Raw genomic sequence first — 284 nt, forward strand, 5'->3', positions numbered from 1 at the left:
TTCACAATGCTTTCTATCTGGTCCAGAAGGGCAGAAGAGGCCTGTTCAAAAATAAGATGAGCTTCATCTATGAACATCACAAGCTTTGGCTTGTCACTGTCTCCCTGCTCGGGAAAGGTATTGTAGATCTCGGCCAGCAGGCTCAACATGAAAGTGGAAAAAAGTTTGGGCCTATCCTGAATATCGGTTAACCTTAAAATATTAAGGTACCCGGCACCATTGCTGTCCTTTCGAAGTAGGTCTTCAACTTCAAAAGATTTTTCCCCAAAGAAAAGATCGCCCCC

The 284-nt window shown here is 44.0% G+C and carries 1 protein-coding gene; it reads right to left on the reverse strand.

Annotated elements, in window-relative coordinates:
- Positions 1–284, reverse strand: a 284-nt coding sequence (locus tag HC175_RS23465) for a helicase HerA-like domain-containing protein (RefSeq protein ID WP_168140130.1), incomplete at both ends; no start/stop codon positions are given.

This window comes from Salinimicrobium oceani, from assembly GCF_012037645.1.